This window comes from Chryseobacterium sp. II3a (assembly GCF_057815135.1).
The window spans coordinates 791,222-809,133 of sequence record NZ_JBYPZJ010000001.1 but is presented as its reverse complement, the minus strand read 5'-3'; the positions used below and the strand labels follow the sequence as shown (position 1 = coordinate 809,133).

Genomic DNA, 17,912 nt, shown 5'->3' with positions numbered 1-17,912 from the left:
ATGAATGTTTTCAAATATTAAAAAAATGAAAAGCTTGGTTACTAGTTTAATATTATTTTTCTTCATTCCTGTGTTCGGGCAAAAGCCTGTGCATGACAGTTTGAAAGTATACTATCAGGATTCATTGATGATCAGTAAAGATTTTAAAGACGGAACGGTGTCCAATAAGCTTACTGTAAAAGTCATAAACCCTTGTAATGCTGAAAAAAACAGGTTTGATGGTGCGGTAACCCTTATCAATGCCACTGTTCAAAATAAACATTATACAGATAATGTAACTTACAATTATCCGTATGCACAATCTGGTTTAATCAATTTAAAAACAAATAATATATCCAATTTTACAATAGATAAACATCAGGCAGTATTAATTCCTTTTACGTATTGCGGAAACATGGATAATGATACACAGGTCTCATACATTCTATTTTATAAGCATAAAAAGTACCTGCATCATATCAGATATTATTGTGGAGAAGACAATACATGTACAATCAATGAAGATCTGAATGTGACCTTAAAAGATCTGCCTTCCCAATTAAAACTGAAAGTGATCAAAGACCTGGAAACAAAGTATAAGAACTCAAAGGATTTTTACTAATCTGCTCAAAATACAGCGATATGAGTGACGAACAAGAAAAAGACAGCTATACAGCAAATCCCCGTCAAATAGCTTATGATCAGCAAAGTCAGAAGGATCATGAGGTACATGTGGTGAAAATTTATTTTGCTAAGAAGGTTCCTAAAATGACCTGGGGATCCAAAGAAGAAATGTATCCTGTAAAAAAAGGCGGGCTGGTATCTGATGTTAAAAAGAAATATGAACAAAAAGGAAGAAGAAACATTCAGGCTGATAAAGAAGATTCTGTAAAATTAAAGGCCCAAGAATCGGTAAAAATTACCTGGGAAGAAGAAGTACAGGAAATGAAGGATGGTCAACCTGTTTTTAATTTTGAAAAACTTGATAAAAGTGTTATTAAAAAGAAAGTCTGGGTAGTCGCAGAATGTCAGGGATTCACTGGAAAACTCTCTGTGGAAATCCATGAAAATAAATTAACGAATCCGGAAAACGTATATGATAATCCCGTAAAATTTTTGGATGGTGATACGGAAAAAACCACTATTGAATTCCCGATCAACGGCACTCTGGAATATTCTAAAGAAATAACGCTGCGTCCCAAAAGCGATCAGGATGTAAAGAAACTGGTAGAAAAGTTTGAGAAAAGAACAGATGTAAATGCTTTTGTATATTTTAAAGCGGAAGTAAAAGATACACAGGATACCATCATATTTCCGGATGATACCCATGAGTTTTTAAACAAAGACGGCGAAAGATTTGAAATTGCTGGAACTCCTTGTTACTGCAACAGAGACATCACTGTGGATGAAATGATTGATTTAATTTATCATTTAAGAGATAAGCAGAATTACAAATCGAAAAGAGACGCATTTTTTAATGGCGGTAAAGAAAAAATAACAGCTATTAGTATTACCAGCGGAAAAATCTCTGAAAACAGGGATAAGATAAAACTGTTTACTGATGAAATGAATGCCATGTTTAAGAAGTTCAGCATTAAAACCTGCAGAAGAAAAATTCATTTCCTGGGGCAGATGTATTTAGAAACCATAAGCTTCACCTACACCTATGAAAGTAGAGATTCTGTTCCTGCCAATTATAAAGGCGGTGTGCCTTTCCAGGGAAGAGGAATGAAACAAATCACCCATGACTATAATTACCTGGCCTATTATGACTACGTTAATAAAACGACCCATTATGACACGTATATCAAGTTCAGGTCCGGCTATGAAGGCGTTGGCGAATGTATAACAAACAGACCCAAAGCTCGGGAAAAAGGTCTTGATGAAGCCTTTTATGAAGAACTAAAAACCTATGCTAAAAACATTTCTGAAAACTTATTTCATGCTTTTAATTCTGCCGGCTGGTTTTCTACCATCCATAAAACCGATACTATTACTGCGATGGATAACGGATTGGCAGACTCTGATGTTGAAAAGGTAACACAAGCTATTAATGGAGGCCAAACCAATATAGCAGAAAGAAAAGATTACACCAAGTGGACTAAAGAATTTTTTAAATATGATACAGAATGCGTAAACAAATAATATACCTCTTTTTCCTCCTTTTTTATTCACTGAACAGCTGCCAGAGTACTTCAGTAAGTAATGATCATATTGCGGTTTTACAGAATAAGAAAAAAGTAGGATCGATCAACCAGGCAACTGAGATGAAGTGTGACAGCTGTTATGCTTTAAGAATAGTACAAATAGACGGCAGGAATTTTACCTTCAAAGTACCTGTTTCTTTAAATAATATTGATAACAAGAACATTTTTCAGGAGGATTATGAACTTATAGCAGATCAGTCGGCCAAAGACCTGTCGATCAAATACAACAGTCTTATTACTTCTGATGCCTATGTTTTTAAGATTAAAAAAATTAAAAACAATGTTGTTATTACCGGGGTAAGCAAAGTAAGTTCTGCAGTTCATCATCATAAAATAGCCAAAGATGATTATGCGGATTATCCAGCTACTTCAATATGTGAAAAAGATACCCATCATGTACTGTTGCCAAGCCGGGAAATTAATCTGAATTCTTATTTCATCAACTCTGATAAGAATTGCTTTTTATGTCCCACAAAATATAGTGTACAAGAGTGTTTAGAAAAGAAAAAAACGAATACCAAGTTCAATTGGCAATAGCAAGAGTGAAAAATTATGGAACCAGTGTTTCCCATACATGTTAAATTAAACCTTCAGGAAGGAAAGAAATTTTACCGCTACACCTATAATGAATATACCACTATCTATGGAGAAACTCATAGAAGTGAGCTGAACAAGGTTTTTCATGTTACGCTGAAGCGTTTAGAAACAGAAAGATTTGAATACCATATTGAAATTTTCGACAGAGTTCATCGAGATAAAGAACTTTCGTCAGCAGAAAAGAATTTTTTAGACAGGATTGCAGAGATCAATAACAATGTAAAGCTCATAACAGATGAATATGGAAGGTTAAAAAACATACAGGACCTGTCTGCTCTTCAGGAGAAAGTGGAAAAAACAGTAGAAAAGCTTTCCCGAACTTATGTTGGGAAACAAGCAGACGATTTTTATCAGTTTTTAAAAACATTGTATCAGAGTGAACATCTGGTGGCTAAAGATCTTTTAAAGAATATTCATTTCGGAATGATCCTCCATCCATTTTATGGAAGATTTGATGAGAAAGATGACCAGGTAAGGCATGGTGTACGTTATCGTAATTTTATGACCAACGCCATCATAGATATTGACGAAAGTATACAACCAGAGGCCATTCGTTATGATGATGAGTTATTATTGCTACAATATACCGGCAATATCCCCTCAGATAAAAACTGGGAGATGTTTTATGGAGAAATGCAGCGAAAGGAAATCGCCCATCATAAGGAGACCGATTTCCCCAAACTGGACAAATATAAAGGACAGATTTTATTGGATTTTGTCACCAAAGAAGTATTGGAACATAAACTTACCATAGAATTTTCTCTTGGAGACAACTACCAAAAGAGAATCATCTATCATATAAAAGAAATAAGCCATGAAGAACTATAGCAAAATACCATGGATGGAAGAGATACAAATCCTTCGGATGGAAAATTCAGCAAAAGGCTGTCCTATTATGGCTGTGTGCTTTTAGTATCAAAAAAAACCGTATTAAAAAAGTAAAAATTTTAAAATGGCGACACGTATTACCATAACAGATTCCGGGCAGACGCAAGTCTTAAATGGTCCGTTGGCTCCGGATACTCCCGATAACTCATTACAGCGGATCACTGATGTTTATTTCGCCAAGAAAGTGACAACAGACGATGGAACAAGAGTCAGTTTTACCAAAATTGATTCTGCCCATGTGCAGCGGGATGATCAGAATCAGGAAATTCCATACGATTCCATATTAGGAAAAACGGTATACCTGGTCATAGAAACCAGTAATATGACAAACTTGAGCATAGATGTGGTGATAAGACCTTCTGCCAATACGATGACGGAAAGTACAGATACCTTACAATTAATGCGTTTCGTATCTCCCAACCGATATGAAGCCCAAAGATTATTTACGGTGGCAGTAGGCAACTTTGATGCGCTCAACAACAGACAAGGGACCCATGATCATTATTGTAACTTAGAGGCCGACCATATTAATAAAGCGATTATTAAACTGCAACTAAGACCGGATGGTAGAGCTATTTTTGATGAGTGGACCGAAAGACTCGCAGATGCCAGCATTAATCTGGAAATAGCGGTAGAAAGAACAGACAATAAACCTTGTGCTTACGGAGATAGCCAGGAAGAGGTAAACGGAGCCGGTATTTTCTTGAATGATGACAGAGGCCGCTTCCGGGTGGTGGGTAAAACGATATACAATATTCATCATGGCAGTAATACATACAACACTTTACAGGTGATCACTCAGAATCCGGAAAGAAGAAGAAGGATTCAGAAGGTTTTGAATAACCATTCTAATGACATTGTTTATTTTTATTACGATCAAAATGATAATGAACACAGGATCTGTTCCAGAACTAAAGTAAGTGTCACCAGAAAAAGAAGAGTCAATACCGTTCCACCGTTAGCTCAAAGAGGAAATCTTTCGCAGACCATAGATTTTACTGCCAATAGAGCAGCCGGCGAACAGATCGATGCTCATCAATTATTGGTGTATGCTAACGGAACTCTTGGTGATGGAGCTACTGATAAATGGTATGCCAATCAGCAAGGAAATGTTGATCTGGTGGATATGGATATTTTAGCGAATGCTGGTGTAGGTCCGCAGATTTTTGAAGCATTTAATTATAATCAGAATGGGGTCATCATTCGTTATGGATTCCAGCATACCAGAAGGAGAAGTATTCAGCCGGATTTATTTGCCGGTTTCTTAGGATCATTAGCACAATTCAGACAGCAAGGACACACGCATTATATCGTATCTCAAGGTTTTTCTTACTCAGATGCGTCATGTTATCCCAGTGCAGAACACGTGAATGGAGAAGCAGGAGATTTGAATTTATTAACGACTCAGGAAAATGGAGTCAATACCGTCCTTAGTGCTGCCAATTTTGATTATGAAAACCAGGTGATTCTTCGAAATATTCTTTATGATTTTGGATTTGAATCAGGCCGATCAGAGAATTTCTCCAACACCTCCAATGCCAGCACTGGTGATGATGTTACAACACGGTTACCACACACCACCCATACCGCTACTCCAAGACATAACAACCACCTGCATGTTCATGGTTTCACCCCAATATCAGATATCTATGCCTAAAATTAATATCATTTACTTCGCTGCTTTATTTTTCCTTTTTTCCTGCTATTCTAAAGCTCAAACGGAAAATAAGACCATCAGCGCAGAAACGCGTTCAACAGATAAAGGATCAGCTGTCTTTAACACCAATAAAGCAGATTGTATAAGTCTGCCCTTTGGATATTCAGATCTTTCAAAACAAACAACAGCTGATGCAGTATTGCCTGTCATACAGGATGAAAATAAACTAAAGGAACTTAAGGCATTACGATTTGAAACAGCAATACCCAAAGATTTTGTCCTGCTTCCAGAAGAATATGATGCTCTTTTACCATTCAGTAAAAATGTCAATGAAAAATCTTATCAGATTAAGATGGCCTCTAAATTTTTGTGTTATGGAAAATATTCCCTGTACTTTATGGCCGTGTACAATACCGTTCGATATGCAGAACCCTTTATTGAAAAAATATATTTAGTGTCAACAAAAGACAATAAGCCGATTGATATGAAGAGAATCTATCTTCATCATGAGGGAGAAATGGGGTTTGCCAACTATACCTTATTCAATATTGACAAAAATTATATCATTTCTCTACAGGATTATGAATTTAGTGAAAACCCTTTTACCATAAAACCTTTACAAAAATACCAAATCCTTCCTTCCGGAAAATTTGCCCGATACTTCGATAAAGAAGGTTCATACCAAAATACCGAAGAACAAGGTATGGTAAAAAATCACACCAAAGATGGAAAATGGATAGAATACAAATCAAACAGTTCTATAGATTTACAAAAATATCCTGAGTTTACAGATCCTTATACGTATCTGGAAGCGGAATACAAAAATGGATCACCTACTGGAACATGGAAGTTTTATAAATTACTGCAAAATTATAATGAAGAAACAGGAGAACCTATCATCAATACAAGAAAAAAAGGACAATTGATTTATACTGAAGTGTATAAAGACGGGATGTTGGAAAAAAGGGAATTGAAGTAGTAGTATCTTTATTTTCTGCATTTAAAAGGCCTTTTCATTCATGAATGAGTGGCAATCAGCACATATTCAATGGTGTATCAGATAAAATCGATGCACTTCGCTACCCTATTTTTGAATGAAATTCTATCCAATTAAGATCCTTGTCAAGGATGCCACACAAACTACCTTTACATGATACTTAGACGATATTGTTAACCACCTATTCAATTAAATTCATAGACTTGTTCTTCATTCAAAAACCTCAAAACGAAGCTCATGCAAGGCTATTAAAGCAAGCTATTCTTACTTTTCCTTCCCCTTTTCCCCTTTATTTTTAACACTCCCTATACTCTGTTGAACTGAATGTTTCCGCTGTAATCTTTTTTTGCTTATTTTTACATAAAATAAATAAAAATAAGACATGAAAAGAATCGTATTAGCCGGGCTAATAACTATGGGAGGGCTTCTAACTGCAAAAGCACAGTGTAAAACCGTATCTACTCTTGTAGAAAATTTTGATACATGGAAAGATATTGATAAATGCTGGACTGCTCAGCCAGGGAAAGCAATGCTGTATGCGAGTGACAAAAAAATTATATTTTATTCTATGAACAGCCCGGGAGAAAATATGTATTTAGAGACTCCAGAAATTAAAGCCGGAAACTATACTCTTACCCTTGACATTTCAGATAACGGAGGAGAGACCACACTGGAAATTTTCTCAGTCAACAAAACTTCCGATGCCAAATCATATGTTTCAATCGCTAAACCTTCCAAAATAACAGGGGATAAAAAAACATACAATATTTCTATAAAAAAAGACACCCACTTAGGCATGAAAGTTTTGCTGAATGGCGTTCATCAAGCTGTTTATATAGATAACTTTTCATTGAAACAAAAATAATATATCCCAAAAAATATTAATCTTTTAAAAGGTATTTAAAGACACTCATACAAGTTCATCCAATCTCCGGAGTCAGACAACTTCGGAGATTTTTATTTCAAACAAATAATAAAAAACTTTACTTATTCACTGACTTTTGACAAGCTGGAAAAAATCAATACTATAAATATTTAATTTAAAAGAAATAAAGTGTAAGGACAGCCTAAAATTTTATACTCCAATGTAATACTATCCTTTTCTCAGGTGTTTTACTATTAGTGTAAACCATAAAATAACCATAGAATATTTCTTTACCTATGAAGGAAATCAAAAATCATTCAATGCATTTGATTGTTTACTGAAGGTCATCTTAGCTAATTAACTAATGAAATGATCAAAAATCGCTTGAATGAAATCTTGAAAACATCATTACAAAAATTAAAATAAAATGAGAAATAAATACCTATTCGTATGGATAACAATCTTCTTTATCAACATTCTTTCCGGGCAAGGGTTGAAAGAATTGTTTTCAACGCTTTATGAGAAAAAAATTTTTAATGGAAGTGTCGTTACCTCCAACCCTGGAGATGCTATTTTTTCTAATAGGTATGGATTTTCAAATATAGAGAAGAATGAAAAGATGAGTGATACGTCTCAGTTCCCCATTGCTTCAATCACAAAAACGTTTACCTCAACCGCTGTTTTGCAGCTTCAACAGAAAGGAAAGCTTAGGATAGAAGACCCTGTTCAAAAATATCTGCCAGATTTCCCTTATTCTAATATCAGTATCAAACAACTCCTTAGCAACACTTCAGGATTGGCACAAGAGTATCATTTATTTGATACGGTTATCAAAGAAAATCCGGAAAAAATAATTTCTAATCAGGATATTATTCCAGTACTCCTTCGCTTTAAAACTCCCCTTTCATTTCTACCAGGAAGCAAATGGGAATACAATAACGTTAACTTTTGTATTGCCGCAATGATCATAGAGAAGGTTTCCGGAATGAGCTATGGCCGGTATCTGGATGAGAATATTTTTAAACCTGCCAAAATGAAAGATTCATTGGTCCCTGTTAACAGGAAAATTAAAAGTCAAAATCAGGTAGAATTATACACTTATCCTAATTTATATTCAACCCATCTTGTGAATGTCAATACCCTTAAAGATCCTTTTCTGATACAGGAAAAAAGTAATTTTTATGGAAACGGAGGTATTCTAAGTACGGCATCAGACCTTAAAAAGTATCAAAACGCATTGTTTGCCCATCAAATAGTAGGAAAGAAAGAACTGCTGGATGCTTTAACTCCCACTACACTCAGTGATGGGAAAAAAGTAACTTTTATGATAGACGGAAAAGAAGCCAGCTATGGCTTAGGATGGGCAATGTATACGGACGAAACTGATGGAAAGATAGTTTTTCACGATGGGGCAATCAATGGTCTCACCAGTATTTTACTGCATAATATGGCTAAAAACCAAACCGTTATTCTTCTTTCGAATAGTGGAAATACTCCTGTTTTTGCTATATCCAATACTGTTTTAAATATAATGAATAACAAACCGCATACGGTTCCAGAACAAAATTTTTCAAGAACCTATGGAAGCTTACTTGAAAGTGGAAACAATGAAAAAGCAGATCAGCTGATTCAGGAATATCTGAAAAATCCACGCAGTTCTGAAACCTCTGAAAGAGATTTTAATAAGCTGGGATACCAGTTTCTCAGACTTCCGCAATGTGATCACGCCTTGAAAACCTTCCATTCAGCAACACTATTATTTCCGATGAGTTGGAACGTGTATGACAGCTATGGAGAAGCGTTGCTACAATGTGGTAAAAAGGAAGATGCTGTTACCATGTATCAGAAATCCATTGCATTAAACCCTGATAATAACAATGCGAAAGAAATGCTTTTGAAAATTGAAAAAGAGAGTATAAAATAATGATGGTCTCCGAAATATTCTCCGTAAAGATTTTTCACAATATACGGCAATATCTCCTGAGATGTAATATATTTAACGATCAGACTCTTATATTGATAAATAATAGAACTAACTCCATGAAAAACCTAATTGTTTGCTTACTTCTTCTTGTTTCCGGTTATTTTTTTTCACAAACCATTCCTGTTGAAAAATTGGATAATTATCTGAGCTATATTGAAAACAATAATATAGGAGTTGGAAGCTTGTCGGTTTTTAAAAATGGTAAGGAAGTCTATGCTAAAAATTTTGGACAAAAAAACATTCCTGAATTAACGTATAATAAAAATACCAGATACCAGGTGGGCTCTGTTACCAAAATGATGACTGCTGTTTTAATTTTTAAATTAATTGAAGAAAATAAGCTCGAATTAAATGATAAACTTTCAGCGTTTTATCCGGAGATTCCCAATTCCAATACAATAACCATTAAAAATTTATTAGAGCACACCAGTGGATTGGGAAGCTATGTGGTAAAAGATGGTGAAGTCTGGGTTACCGAAAAAGTAAGTGACCGGGAGATTATGGACCTGATCATTAAACAGGGGAAAAGTTTTGAGCCAGGTGAAAAGGTTGCCTATTCAAATTCAGCATACTATCTCCTGACAAAAATTCTTGAAAAAAAATACCAGAGACCATTTCACGAAATACTGTATTCTGAAATCATAAAACCTTTGGGCTTAAAAAATATAGCCTCTTTCAAATCTGACAAAAAAAATGTATTCCTGCCTTACCGATATGAAAACGGATCCTGGAAGGTTCTGAAAAAGGAAATAGACTTTCTCAATGTAATTGGTGTAGGCGATATTTCTGCGACTCCTTATGATCTGAATATTTTCATTAATAGTTTATTCCATAACAGAGTTTTAAAAGAAAAAACATTAAAATTGATGGAACCTGTATTAGGCAAAGAAGATTGGGGAAGAGGGATCGCTATCTGGGATTTTGATCATCATATATTTTATGGGCACGGCGGGGATACTTTAGGATCTCACGCAATTCTCATTTATAATAAAGAGGCAGACCTATCCATTGCTTATGAGACGAACGGAGAAATAATAAAAAAGGAAGATTTTATAAAAAACATAGTTTATCTGCTTTATAACAAAGAAATTAAACTTCCTGAGATCAAAGGTAAAGAGTAATACATCTTTTCCTATTTAAATCAACAAATATAAACCACAACCAATACTTATGAAAATCATCAATTACACAAAAATTTTCAGAGAAGACTGCATCAAAATCTTCAAAAGCAATTTGCCAAAGTTTTTTGCTATGGAAGAATTATCTTTCTTTGAAGACTTTTTAGATCAATATACTAAAGAGAATTACTTCGTGGTTAAAATGGATGGTCATATCATAGCATGTGGAGGTTTCTTCTTAGATACAAAGAATAATACGGCGGGATTATCATGGGGAATGGTTCATGCTGACTATCATGGAAAAGGAATTGGAAAAGCCCTTACTCAATACCGAATTGATTTGTTAAAAAAGACCTATCGATCCATGCCTTACAAAATTGAAACCTCACAGCATACTGCTGAGTTTTATAAAAAGAACGGATTCCGAACAGTAGAGATTGTACCGGATGGATTTAGTAAAGGAATTGATAAATACATCATGATCATGGAAGCACATGAGCGCTAATGTACTCCTTCACTCACGAAATTCTTCCGATTTATATCATTCTCACACTATGAACCTGATTTTTAACTGTCATATTTAATTATATTTGAAAATCAACCAATGCACCCTTTAAAATGGAAGATCATATATAAGAAATAAAACTCAGACCCACAATAGTTGATGATTTAGAAATCCTTTTCCAATTTCAGCTTGATGATGAAGCCAGACACCTTGCTGCATTTACTTCAGAGGATTCTAAAAATAGAGAAGCCTATCTGGCTAAATACACTCAATTATTGGATAATCCGACCGTCAACAACCAGACCATTATGGTAGGTTCTGTTATTGCAGGCAGTATTGCCAAATTTGTTATGGAAGGCGATGCAGAAATCACCTATTGGCTCGATAAAAATTTCTGGGAAAAAGGTATTGCTACTGCAGCGTTGAAAGATTTTCTTACCATCGAAATGACAAGGCCCATTTTTGGACGGGTCGCTTTTGACAACCTTGGTTCACAAAAAGTTCTGGAAAACTGCGGCTTTATTAAAATCGGTACTGACAAAGGTTTTGCCAATGCCAGGCAAACGGAAATCGAGGAATTTATTTACAGACTTGATATTTAGCTCTAACAAAAAGTTCAGCTGTGTGGTATTAAACTTATATTTTGATGAAGTATTTTTTAAGCTTCCTGATTTTGAAAATTAATTGCTAACCAACCTAGCGTTAAAGACTTAACAAAGGCGCTATTTCCTATATATTGTATAGTTTTTTCTTGGCAGTGGTAAATTCATCAATAAGGACCATTAACTTTTCATGAAGCGAAATTATATTCATGAATTTTCGCACATAAAACACTATAAAAACAACATCAAAAAGACTTAATTTAATTAAAAATTTTCATTGCCACTTCAATTCGTTTGGTTATTTTTAACTTTTAACACTATCAATTATATTTTGTATTCAAAAAAACAAATGATGCTATGAAAAATGAGTATTATGACACTTTAGATCTTAAGCCTAATGGGAACATTTTGGAAATGTACAGAAACCGTAAACGTTATGTTCCGGATGCTCAGGATGCCATAATTGATATATTGAAAAAAAGAGGCTTATATGAAAAAGCTCTTGAAGAAGAAGAAAAAGAGGAGATAGAGCAGGAAAAGATAGAAAAAGAAACTATTAAGGACTTTGAAAGAAAGGTCTTTGGTGATGACTCATCAAATATTGAATTTGCTCAAAAATCCTTGCATGGTAATGAATACTTTAAGGCAGTGTTTTCTACTGTACAAAAGAGTTTTCATTTTAGCAGTCTTGCTTTAATTATAGGTATACTTGGAGTGGCAAGTCTATTTATTTTTTTTATAACCAATGAATATAAAATAGACTTAATACTGTATTGGGCCCTTCCTTCATTACTTTCATCGCTGTTTTTAATCATTGGAATTAAGGGACAAAAGTCTGCCCAGTCAATAGTCACATTGCATAGAAAAAACAATCAGCAAATTGATTTGACAATACAGATGAAAGAAAATGAAATTACAATTAATTACCCGTTCAAATACGAATACTATTGGACCTACATACAAAATATTAAACCAAGGCTTAAACAGGTTACCTTATTCATTTTAATATATAAACATGATGAAATGCTAATTTGTTTAAACGAAACATTGGATGCATCCAAGAACCCGCCCCCTCACTGGAATTATCTTCAAAATGAAAAAATCATAAAAGGATCAAAATTTTTATTTACTAATTATGGCTTTCAAAGTCCAAATCTGTATAAACTGCAAAAAATATTAGATGGAATAAAAGAACAGCATTAAACTGAACATTTTTCTATCCATCTCTTTCATATTTAAGTAGGTTTACATTTCTATATAGTAAAGACTGCATTTAATTCTTTTAGAGCATTTTTTCTGCTTCTTCCCTATTGTATATGATTCTATTATCCACTTTTATTAAAGAGCTAAAAACATCCGCATATTCATTAAATATATTTTTCTCATAGTGAACCATAACCGGAAATAACTGGCTGGCCTGATAGAACCTTTTATTATGTAAGGCACTTTGCATAGCTTCTTCTATATCTGTTACTAGAGGTCTGCAGTTTTTCTTTAAAAGGAAATTCTTTAGATTCGATTCAAAGAACTTATCTCCATAACTGTTTAAAAACTGCTTGATATAAGGATATAATTCCTGTTCGCTTTTCCCGTTAAATGTCGCAATATATAATGCATTGGTAATTACATCGTACACATTGTCTTCATGATAGATTCTGTGCGGTTCAAAATTTTCTTTTTCATCCCATTTTTGATGGATGAAGCGATCAAGCATTTCAAATCCTTCGGGTATTGACCACGCCAGTAAAATAAGCATAGCCTGATATGCAATATACTGATGGTCACTATAAAGCAGCAGTTTTAGTTTTTCTATCCTGTCAATATCTATTTTTTCAAGGAGCTGTACTTCACTCAGATCATATCCTTCTTCTCCTTCTTGGTTATAGTAATAAAGGAGTTCATTGAGTTCTTTATTCATTTTTACAATCATTTGATTATAATTTATGGGGTATTCTGGATAAGTTTCAAATATCTCAGCATCCAATAATATCCATGCTCCTTACAATAAGGACCGGACTTGATAAAACCGATATTTTGAGAATCAGTTTCATCCCAGGCTTTATTGATTAGTCTAATTTAAAAAAGAAATATACTACCGCCGCCCATTCTTTTTTAACACCTTTAGCATATCCAATAGTACTTCGGCTGCTATTTTCCACCGTTCCGTCATCTTTAATATATCCAAGGGTTGAACGGCTGTTACTTTCTACGGTGCCATCTTTTTTAACGTACCCTACCGTTGAGCGATTTTGATTTTCTATGGTTCCATCGCTTTTGATATAGCCAATAGTGCTGCGGTTTTTATTTTCAATATAACCTGTTGTGCTGCGGCTTTCAGATTCAATGATTTGTGCATTTACAGAGAAAATACTGAACAGAAGAAAGCTAATGAGCAATGTTTTTTTCATGATTTTAAAATTGTTGTGAATTGTTTTGAATTGATCTGCTACTCTATTCAAGCTCAAAATCCCATTCTTTACTGAACATTTGGGTATCTTCATTGATGACTTCAAATAGATTGTTTACTTTTTCTTTGCCATGAATATTTTCTAATTCCAGCCATTCTGATTTTGATAATGGTAAAAAGGCTAAAGTATCAGAACCATCGCTCCCTTTGCAAAATCTGATTTCATAGTCGGATTGTAATACCCTGTTTAAGAAAATGAGTGTAGGATCCCGGTCAATAATTTTTTCTGTAAAGGTATTGCCTTTGTAATCGATGGTAAGGAGGAGCTCATCTCCATTGTAAACTATTTCAGCATTCAGAGTACCTGTATTAAGACATTTCTCACAATATTCTACAATGGCATCATCCTCTTCCCGCCAATCTACCCAGAAGATCAGTTGACTGTTAAGTGCATTCAATTCTTCAAAACTTTCTGTTTCAATATATTTTTTCAGGGTATCAGCTTTGTTCATTCCGTAATTTTAAAGATTAAATATACAATTTATATGAATCTCAAACTCTATAAAAAAATAGCGCCACTTAAAAATAAGTGACGCTATCTATTCAGAAAAGATTTAGGTTACCAAGCTTTTAAGCCTTACTATCGATAACCATTAAATTTATCGTTTGATAACTTTTACTGTTTTTACAAAGTCGTTTATGGCATTTATTTTAACCAAATAAACTCCTGATACAAATTCGGAAGCATCAATGGTTCCTTTTGTATCATTAATTGCTTTAGTAAGGATCAGCTGTCCTGATGCATTGTAAACCGTTACAAAAAGAATTTTCTGATCGTATGAGATCGTAAGGATATCCTGTACCGGATTTGGATAGACTTTCAGCTTATCTTCTTTTGCTGAAACTTCTGCAACCGCTAAATTACTTGTAGGGCAAGCAACAGGTACAAAAATTGGTTTGTCAATATTGGTACCATCTCCTAGCTGGCCAAAATCATTGCGGCCTGTTGCTGATAAAAATCCATTGGTATTTATAGTAAGCCTAGTATAATATCCTGCTGCAATCATTTTTGTATCAGTAGCTGTACCTATTTGTGTAGGAACAAGTCTGTCGACTTTTGTACCATCACCTAGCTGTCCGAAAGTATTTCTACCCCATGCCCAATGGGTTCCATCTGTTTTAATTCCTACAGAAGAATTAAAATGGTTAGTAGCTACACTTTTCCAGTCTGTTGCAGTTCCAATTTTCGTTGGAGTACTTCTAAGTATTTTGGTTGCATCTCCTAATTGACCATCGAAATTTTCTCCCCAAGCCCATAATGTTCCATCTGTTTTAAGTCCTATTGAATGAGAATATCCTGCACTCACGGCTTTCCAATCTGTATCGGTTCCGATTTGAGTAGGGATTAATTTTAAAACTGATGTTGCACTTGAATTTCCATCGCCTAATCGTCCAAAACTGTTGCTTCCCCAACCCCATAATGTTCCGTTTGTTTTGATAGCAAGAGTATGACTTGTTCCTGCTTCAATTACTTTCCAATCATTTGCAGTGCCAATTTGTACAGGGACTGTTTTACGGATGGTGGTACCATCTCCCAATACTCCACTAATATTATATCCCCAACCCCATAGTGTCCCATTGGATTTTATTCCAAATGTATAATTATCCCCGGCAGCAATACTTACCCAGTCTGTTTCTGTTCCTACTTGCTCAGGAGTATTTATCTTGGTTGTAGTTCCATTACCTAATTGTCCATTTTGATTATCTCCCCACGTCCATAGTGTTCCATCTGTTTTAAGTCCTACGGAATGAGTATATCCAGTCGCTATTTTCAGCCAATTATTTCCAGCTCCGATTTGTGTTGGAGTATTTTTTGAAATATTAGTTCCGTCACCTAATTGTCCAGATAAATTGTTTCCCCATCCCCATAATGTACCATCTGTTTTTATCCCTAACGAATGAACATCCCATATACTCACAGTTTCCCAACAGCCTGTTTCATAAGTAGGAAGTGTAGTAAAAGAGCCAGCCAACACCCAATTACCCTGGCTGTTTCCACAATTAGATGCTACCCACCAATAATAAACAGTGTTAGGTAATAAATTGGTCAAATTTACTGTTTGGGAAGAAGTCGTTCCCTGTATACCTCCAATAATTGGACTTGTACTATATAAGTAATAGTAACCCGCATTAGGAGCTGGATTAGATCCTGTCCAGTTAATAGTAGCCGTTCCAGAAGTGATATTAGTTGTTAAAAATTGTGCAGGAGGAAGACAATTTAAAGGGCAACTCAAAGAGACGAGAGTACTTTTCGAATTATTTGTTCCATCTCCTAACTGTCCATAACTGTTATCTCCACACACTTTTAAAACTCCATCAATGTTTTTTACAAGAGTATGATACCCCCCGGCAGACATCAATATATTATCTGAAGAAGAACCCACTTGTGTAGGAGATAGTACTGATCCACTTGTTATACTACCTAATTGACCAAATTGATTGGCTCCCCACGACCAAAGTGTTCCATCAGTTTTGTTAGCAAAAGTAGAATTATAACTAGCGCTGATACTTTGCCAATTGTTTCCTATTCCTATTTGGGTTGGAATATTTTTAACAATAGTAGATCCATTACCTAATTGCCCATTGCCATTAGTACCCCAGCTCCATAATGTTCCATCCAGCTTTATTCCCAGAGAATGAGATGTTCCAACATCAATATCTCTCCAATTTGTAGCGGTTCCGATTTGGGTAGGAACGTTCTTTGCAGTTGTTGTTCCATCCCCAAGCTGCCCACTGTAATTGGATCCCCATGCCCATAGTGTTCCATTTGTTTTGATGGCAAGATTATGTTGATAGCCTGCGGCAATACTTTGCCAGTCTGTTGCTGTTCCGATTTGGGTAGGAGTAATTTTTTCAACAATCGTTCCATCACCTAATTGTCCGTAGATATTATATCCCCAGCTCCATAATGTTCCATCTATTTTTAACCCCATAGAATGATAACTTCCTGCACTTACGCTTTTCCAACCTGCAGTAGTTCCTATTTGAGTTGGAGTAACTTTATCCGCTTTGGTACCGTCTCCCAACTGTCCATAGTCATTATTTCCCCAAGCCCATAACGTGCCATCTGTCTTGATGGCAAGGGTATAATTCTCTCCGGTTGCTATTCTCAGCCAATTATTGTCTGTTCCTATTTGAATAGGAGCATTTCTGTCAATTGTAGTTCCATCTCCGAGTTGACCATTGGAATTACGTCCCCAGGCCCACAGGGTTCCATCTGATTTTACTCCAACCGAATGCTGGTTTCCTGCACTAATACTTTCCCAACAATCTGAGGAAGTCGGTATTTTTACATTAATAACATTTCTAAAAACAGGGCCCCAAACACCCATATTGTCTTTGATACGTACGTTAAATACATGTAAACCATTAGAAGGCAAATTAATTCCTGTCTTGGTCAGTTCTTCATAAGTGCTGTTAAAATTTCCATCGGCAGCCAGTACCGGGGTTCCACTGCCTTCTCCCGGATCGGTATCCCAGAAATATTCGGCCTGGGAAAGAGAAATCACATTTGACGTTACAGGTTGTTGAACATCAATAACATTGCTAAAAGCTGGTCCCCAAACCCCTGTATTATCTTTGATACGGACAGAGAATTTGTGTAAGCCATTACCTGGCGTAACAATATCTGTTTTAATCAGTTGCTCGAAAACACTGTTGAAACTTCCATCCGCAGCCAATACCGGAGTACCATTTCCAGCTCCAGGATCTGTATCCCAGAAATATTCAGCTTGGGAAAGAGAGATCACATTTGACGTTACAGGCTGCTGAACATCAATAACGTTGGTAAAAACAGGTCCCCAAACCCCTGTATTATCTTTGATACGGACAGAGAATTTGTGTAAGCCATTACCTGGTGTAGCAATATCTGTTTTAATTAATTGTTCAAAAACACTGTTGAAACTTCCATCCACGGCCAGTACCGGAGTGCCGTTTCCTGTTCCGGGATCAGTATCCCAAAAATATTCTGCCTGACTTACGAATACTTGTGCCGGGCACAGTATTACCATAAGCAAAGCAATGATACTATAGATATAATTCTTCAT

16 protein-coding genes are annotated in these 17,912 nt (G+C 35.3%); 12 read left to right on the top strand and 4 right to left on the bottom strand.

Features of this window, described 5'->3' with window-relative positions:
- Nucleotides 1-25: 25 nt before the first annotated feature.
- The 12 genes from AC3HD6_RS03605 to AC3HD6_RS03550 all read left to right on the top strand — a co-directional run bounded on the left by AC3HD6_RS03605 (nt 26) and on the right by AC3HD6_RS03550 (nt 12,602).
- A complete protein-coding gene (locus tag AC3HD6_RS03605; RefSeq protein WP_488895107.1) occupies nt 26-601 on the top strand; it encodes a hypothetical protein in 576 nt (191 codons plus the stop codon).
- Nucleotides 602-621: 20 nt separating this feature from the next.
- Nucleotides 622-2,124 carry a hypothetical protein gene (locus AC3HD6_RS03600; RefSeq protein WP_488895106.1) on the top strand — a complete coding sequence of 501 codons (1,503 nt, stop codon included), beginning with the start codon at nt 622-624 and terminating at the stop codon, nt 2,122-2,124.
- Nucleotides 2,109-2,723, top strand: coding sequence for a hypothetical protein (locus AC3HD6_RS03595; RefSeq protein ID WP_488895105.1), 615 nt, complete (start codon nt 2,109-2,111; stop codon nt 2,721-2,723). The genes AC3HD6_RS03600 and AC3HD6_RS03595 overlap by 16 nt, the downstream gene beginning before the upstream one ends.
- A 15-nt stretch (nt 2,724-2,738) precedes the next feature.
- Nucleotides 2,739-3,611 carry a hypothetical protein gene (locus tag AC3HD6_RS03590; protein WP_488895104.1) on the top strand — a complete coding sequence of 291 codons (873 nt, stop codon included), beginning with the start codon at nt 2,739-2,741 and terminating at the stop codon, nt 3,609-3,611.
- Between the two features lie 124 nt (nt 3,612-3,735).
- A complete protein-coding gene (locus AC3HD6_RS03585) occupies nt 3,736-5,328 on the top strand; it encodes a hypothetical protein (RefSeq protein ID WP_488895103.1) in 1,593 nt (530 codons plus the stop codon).
- Nucleotides 5,321-6,307, top strand: a complete 987-nt coding sequence (locus AC3HD6_RS03580; RefSeq protein ID WP_488895102.1) for a hypothetical protein — start codon at nt 5,321-5,323, stop codon at nt 6,305-6,307. The genes AC3HD6_RS03585 and AC3HD6_RS03580 overlap by 8 nt, the downstream gene beginning before the upstream one ends.
- Nucleotides 6,308-6,707: 400 nt before the next feature.
- Nucleotides 6,708-7,190 (top strand): hypothetical protein, encoded by a 483-nt coding sequence (locus tag AC3HD6_RS03575; protein WP_488895101.1) that lies wholly within the window; start codon nt 6,708-6,710, stop codon nt 7,188-7,190.
- A 427-nt stretch (nt 7,191-7,617) separates the two neighbouring features.
- Nucleotides 7,618-9,114: a serine hydrolase gene (locus tag AC3HD6_RS03570; RefSeq protein WP_488895100.1), complete on the top strand. Its 1,497-nt coding sequence runs from the start codon at nt 7,618-7,620 to the stop codon at nt 9,112-9,114.
- Between the two features lie 116 nt (nt 9,115-9,230).
- On the top strand, nt 9,231-10,295 hold the full coding sequence (locus AC3HD6_RS03565) for a serine hydrolase domain-containing protein (RefSeq protein ID WP_488895099.1): 1,065 nt from the start codon (nt 9,231-9,233) through the stop codon (nt 10,293-10,295).
- A gap of 49 nt (nt 10,296-10,344) precedes the next feature.
- Nucleotides 10,345-10,797: a GNAT family N-acetyltransferase gene (locus tag AC3HD6_RS03560; RefSeq protein WP_488895098.1), complete on the top strand. Its 453-nt coding sequence runs from the start codon at nt 10,345-10,347 to the stop codon at nt 10,795-10,797.
- Nucleotides 10,798-10,931: 134 nt separating this feature from the next.
- Nucleotides 10,932-11,399 carry a GNAT family N-acetyltransferase gene (locus tag AC3HD6_RS03555; RefSeq protein ID WP_488895342.1) on the top strand — a complete coding sequence of 156 codons (468 nt, stop codon included), beginning with the start codon at nt 10,932-10,934 and terminating at the stop codon, nt 11,397-11,399.
- A gap of 357 nt (nt 11,400-11,756) precedes the next feature.
- Nucleotides 11,757-12,602: a hypothetical protein gene (locus AC3HD6_RS03550; protein ID WP_488895097.1), complete on the top strand. Its 846-nt coding sequence runs from the start codon at nt 11,757-11,759 to the stop codon at nt 12,600-12,602.
- Nucleotides 12,603-12,681: 79 nt separating this feature from the next.
- Here AC3HD6_RS03550 and AC3HD6_RS03545 read toward each other — a convergent pair whose 3' ends face one another.
- The 4 genes from AC3HD6_RS03545 to AC3HD6_RS03530 all read right to left on the bottom strand — a co-directional run bounded on the left by AC3HD6_RS03545 (nt 12,682) and on the right by AC3HD6_RS03530 (nt 17,912).
- Nucleotides 12,682-13,317 carry a hypothetical protein gene (locus tag AC3HD6_RS03545; protein ID WP_488895096.1) on the bottom strand — a complete coding sequence of 212 codons (636 nt, stop codon included), beginning with the start codon at nt 13,315-13,317 and terminating at the stop codon, nt 12,682-12,684.
- 148 nt (nt 13,318-13,465) lie between these two features.
- Nucleotides 13,466-13,807, bottom strand: a complete 342-nt coding sequence (locus AC3HD6_RS03540; RefSeq protein WP_488895095.1) for a 5-fold beta-flower protein — start codon at nt 13,805-13,807, stop codon at nt 13,466-13,468.
- A 43-nt stretch (nt 13,808-13,850) separates the two neighbouring features.
- Complete coding sequence (locus AC3HD6_RS03535) at nt 13,851-14,318, bottom strand: hypothetical protein (protein WP_488895094.1); 468 nt, start codon at nt 14,316-14,318, stop codon at nt 13,851-13,853.
- Nucleotides 14,319-14,465: 147 nt separating this feature from the next.
- The gene (locus AC3HD6_RS03530; protein ID WP_488895093.1) at nt 14,466-17,912 is read right to left on the bottom strand and encodes an RCC1 domain-containing protein; all 3,447 of its coding nucleotides are present in this window, start codon (nt 17,910-17,912) and stop codon (nt 14,466-14,468) included.

Bases quoted from the DNA above. Each gene is read 5' to 3' on its own strand.
- AC3HD6_RS03535 (WP_488895094.1), bottom strand. From the start codon at position 14,318: ATGAACAAAGCTGATACCCTGAAAAAATATATTGAAACAGAAAGTTTT.
- AC3HD6_RS03575 (WP_488895101.1), top strand. From the start codon at position 6,708: ATGAAAAGAATCGTATTAGCCGGGCTAATAACTATGGGAGGGCTTCTA.
- AC3HD6_RS03570 (WP_488895100.1), top strand. From the start codon at position 7,618: ATGAGAAATAAATACCTATTCGTATGGATAACAATCTTCTTTATCAAC.
- AC3HD6_RS03560 (WP_488895098.1), top strand. From the start codon at position 10,345: ATGAAAATCATCAATTACACAAAAATTTTCAGAGAAGACTGCATCAAA.
- AC3HD6_RS03580 (WP_488895102.1), top strand. From the start codon at position 5,321: ATGCCTAAAATTAATATCATTTACTTCGCTGCTTTATTTTTCCTTTTT.
- AC3HD6_RS03550 (WP_488895097.1), top strand. From the start codon at position 11,757: ATGAAAAATGAGTATTATGACACTTTAGATCTTAAGCCTAATGGGAAC.
- AC3HD6_RS03590 (WP_488895104.1), top strand. From the start codon at position 2,739: ATGGAACCAGTGTTTCCCATACATGTTAAATTAAACCTTCAGGAAGGA.
- AC3HD6_RS03565 (WP_488895099.1), top strand. From the start codon at position 9,231: ATGAAAAACCTAATTGTTTGCTTACTTCTTCTTGTTTCCGGTTATTTT.
- AC3HD6_RS03600 (WP_488895106.1), top strand. From the start codon at position 622: ATGAGTGACGAACAAGAAAAAGACAGCTATACAGCAAATCCCCGTCAA.
- AC3HD6_RS03585 (WP_488895103.1), top strand. From the start codon at position 3,736: ATGGCGACACGTATTACCATAACAGATTCCGGGCAGACGCAAGTCTTA.
- AC3HD6_RS03605 (WP_488895107.1), top strand. From the start codon at position 26: ATGAAAAGCTTGGTTACTAGTTTAATATTATTTTTCTTCATTCCTGTG.
- AC3HD6_RS03595 (WP_488895105.1), top strand. From the start codon at position 2,109: ATGCGTAAACAAATAATATACCTCTTTTTCCTCCTTTTTTATTCACTG.
- AC3HD6_RS03545 (WP_488895096.1), bottom strand. From the start codon at position 13,317: ATGAATAAAGAACTCAATGAACTCCTTTATTACTATAACCAAGAAGGA.
- AC3HD6_RS03530 (WP_488895093.1), bottom strand. From the start codon at position 17,912: ATGAAGAATTATATCTATAGTATCATTGCTTTGCTTATGGTAATACTG.
- AC3HD6_RS03540 (WP_488895095.1), bottom strand. From the start codon at position 13,807: ATGAAAAAAACATTGCTCATTAGCTTTCTTCTGTTCAGTATTTTCTCT.